At 66.6% G+C, this 2,696-nt stretch carries 3 protein-coding genes and 1 pseudogene; 1 reads left to right on the top strand and 3 read right to left on the bottom strand.

Annotated features, from left to right (window positions below; all coding sequences use genetic code 11):
• Window positions 1-271: 271 nt before the first annotated feature.
• Window positions 272-985: a class I SAM-dependent methyltransferase gene (locus U9977_RS13975; protein WP_322749682.1), complete on the bottom strand. Its 714-nt coding sequence runs from the start codon at window positions 983-985 to the stop codon at window positions 272-274.
• Window positions 986-1,048: 63 nt separating this feature from the next.
• Here U9977_RS13975 and U9977_RS13980 point away from each other — a divergent pair, with 63 nt between their 5' ends.
• Window positions 1,049-1,513: a MerR family DNA-binding transcriptional regulator gene (locus tag U9977_RS13980; protein WP_322749683.1), complete on the top strand. Its 465-nt coding sequence runs from the start codon at window positions 1,049-1,051 to the stop codon at window positions 1,511-1,513.
• A 346-nt stretch (window positions 1,514-1,859) separates the two neighbouring features.
• On the opposite strand, the gene U9977_RS13985 is transcribed toward U9977_RS13980, so the two are convergent.
• Together U9977_RS13985 and U9977_RS13990 are read right to left on the bottom strand one after the other, a co-directional pair.
• Window positions 1,860-2,426 carry a group II intron maturase-specific domain-containing protein gene (locus U9977_RS13985; protein ID WP_322749684.1) on the bottom strand — a complete coding sequence of 189 codons (567 nt, stop codon included), beginning with the start codon at window positions 2,424-2,426 and terminating at the stop codon, window positions 1,860-1,862.
• Window positions 2,426-2,696, bottom strand: a pseudogene (locus tag U9977_RS13990) (hypothetical protein); the annotation flags it as partial. The gene U9977_RS13985 and the pseudogene U9977_RS13990, both read right to left, overlap by 1 nt.

A 2,696-nucleotide genomic window follows, 5' to 3' on the forward strand; every position in this document is an offset into this window, starting at 1 on the left:
CCTGCAACAGCGTGGCCAGCAACGAGACCATCGCGTTGGGATTCCGGTGGCATCCGGGGATCGCATGACAAGCATCACGTTGACGGACGCCGTCACGTCCCAGGCCCGTACTGGCCAACTACCCTGCCGAAAGGCCCAGTAGACCCGAACCCTACAACCTGTGTAGGGATCGGATATATATAAGCAGCGCGACCTGGGGCTTTGCATGTAGTTGAGCAATGTTCGGGCAGGGCCGGTTCGGGTAGTTGAGCATTAGGTGCCGCGATCATGTTTACGGTGTGTGACTGGTGTCCGGGGCTGGGCTGGCGGCGAGGACGCAGACCACCGGCGGGCTGAGGCGCAGGGTCTCGGTCCTCATCTGCGTGAAGCCGGCGTCTCTCAGCAGGTCTTCGAGTTCGTCGGCGGCCTTGCGGGACGTGTCCGCCGTGGCTGCGGGGCAGCGGGGCTGGGACGCGATGGCAACGCGCCCGCTGGGCGCGAGTCGCCGGCGCAGTTCGGCGAGCCGCTCGGCCGGTGCGGGCCAGAACCCGAGGGAGTTGACGGCGAGGATGGCGTCGAAGGGACCATCGAGAGCGGGCGGAATCTGATCGACCGAAGTCCTCATCAGGGTGACCCGCCCGGCCCGGATAGCGGCAGTGTTGCGCCTGGACGCCTGCCGGAGCATCACACCGGAATGGTCGATGCCGTACACGTGATCTGCGCCGGCGCGGACCAGTTCCGCGACCGCCAGGCCGGGACCGAAGCCGATCTCAAGGACCTGGTCGGCGGGCTGCACACCGAGCAGCGAGACCACCCAGCGGTTGCGCTGCCGGTTGGACGGGCGGTGGGCGAACACCCAGCCGGTCACGCTTCCGGCCGCGCCTCGGGGATGATGGCCCTGGCCGATGACGTCGCGGTCCAGGGCGCGCACGGCGGCTATCCCGGCACGCGCGACCCCGTACTCGACCGCCGCGATCACTGCCCGCTTCACTGCCCGTGGTGGCATGCTTCCCTCATGTCGTGTTCCCATGGCCGGCAGTCAACGGCTTCAAGTGCACCTGAAGTCAAAATGCCCGGCGGCCTGCTCACCATCGGCGAGCTGGCACGGTGCGCGGGAGTCACCACCTCGGCCCTGCGGTACTACGAGGAACTCGGCCTGCTCCCCCCGCCGGTCAGGATCTCCGGGCAGCGCCGCTACCCCGAATCGGCGGCCAGGCTCGTGGCCGCCATCCTGCTCTACAGCGACGCGGGGTTCACCCTCGCCGAGCAGAAAGCCCTCATGGCACCGCGCGACGGCACGCCTGGCTGGAGGCAGCTCGCACAGCGCAAGCTCGCGGAACTCGACGAGCAGATCGCCAGGGCGCAGGCCGCCCGCGAGGCCATCAGGCACGGGCTGTGCTGCCCCCACGAGGACATCACGCAATGCCCCAACTTCAACGCCGGCATCACCGCCCGGCTCGCCGGCCAGCCACTGTCACAGTCCCACCAGCAGTTGCACGGCCAACGGTTCCACGAATCGCCGGGAGTCGCGTGAAGGCCGCCCCGGTGGCCTGCGGGGAGTCGGCCGGGTTGCGATCGGAAACGTCCGGGAGACCGGCACGATCCGGCAGCCTACTCTCGTGAACCGCGACTTCCCCCGGGAATCACAGGCAGTGACCGGGAGGCGTAAATGTTCAAGTACCCCGCTCACTGCTCATGCACTGCTCAAGTACGAGCCCGAATGCTCATCCAAACCTGATCCCTACAACCTTGGTGAAGTCGGCCCGGGGCGCGGTGTCGGTCTTTCGGCCGATCCGTTTCCCCGAGCCGCTTCCCGAACCCGGCGGGCGCCTTTCAGCGCACCGGGCTCTCCACAGATCCCGGCGGGTTACATGTTCTTCTCATCCCGCGGTCGGCCAGGGAGTGGGGATGACTGTGCCCCGATAGCGATAGCGGGTGGTGCCCACTTTCTCGGGGTTGAACAGCATCCTGTCCTCGCTGGCCGGCCATGACCCGACGCGACAGTGGATGCGTCGGATCTCCTTCCAGGTAGATCGCGGGTGTTTGCGATACAGCCATCCCCAGACCCTTTGCCACGTGTAGTGGCTGAGGTAACCGAAGACGGCCGACGACACCCCTGGTCGGAAGTAGGCGCACCAGCCCCGCAGCACCGGGTTGAGCCGGAGCAGCAGGGCATCGAGCGGCTGGTTCGTGCCGACCTGCCGGCACAACGTCTTCACTTTCGCCATCACGGCCTGAAGCGCTTTCTTGGCCGGATAGGTATAGACGTAGTACCGGTTGGCGCCTCGCTTGCGGCGACGCTGGATGCGCCAGCCGAGAAAGTCGAGGCCCGTCTCGATGTGGGTGATGAGAGTCTTGTCCGGCGACAGGCGCAGGCCCATCATGGACAGCACCCTCTCGATCTCCTCCCGTAGGGCCTCGGCGTCCGCCCTGGTGCCGTAGACCATCAGGCACCAGTCGTCGGCTTATGCCGAGCTCGGCATAAGTCGGCGTAACGGACCAGCCGCCACGTCGGAAGCTCTTGCTCTCGCCTGCGCCCCCGCTTATAGTCGGTGGACATCGCTCCGCCGGGCTTCCACGGGTCGTGCAGATGCTCGTCGAGCACTGACAGAGCCACGTTAGCCAACAACGGAGAGAGAATTCCACCTAATGCGCAGCGCTGGATTATGCGCAGCGTCGGCCTGTCGGCCCTGGTGAGGACGCAGTTGGGGATCGAG

Origin of the sequence: Protofrankia sp. Cas8, assembly GCF_963555845.1 — a bacterium.
Lineage (GTDB): Bacteria > Actinomycetota > Actinomycetes > Frankiales > Frankiaceae > Protofrankia.

Bases quoted from the DNA above. Each gene is read 5' to 3' on its own strand.
- U9977_RS13975 (WP_322749682.1), bottom strand. From the start codon at position 985: ATGCCACCACGGGCAGTGAAGCGGGCAGTGATCGCGGCGGTCGAGTAC.
- U9977_RS13980 (WP_322749683.1), top strand. From the start codon at position 1,049: ATGCCCGGCGGCCTGCTCACCATCGGCGAGCTGGCACGGTGCGCGGGA.
- U9977_RS13985 (WP_322749684.1), bottom strand. From the start codon at position 2,426: ATGGTCTACGGCACCAGGGCGGACGCCGAGGCCCTACGGGAGGAGATC.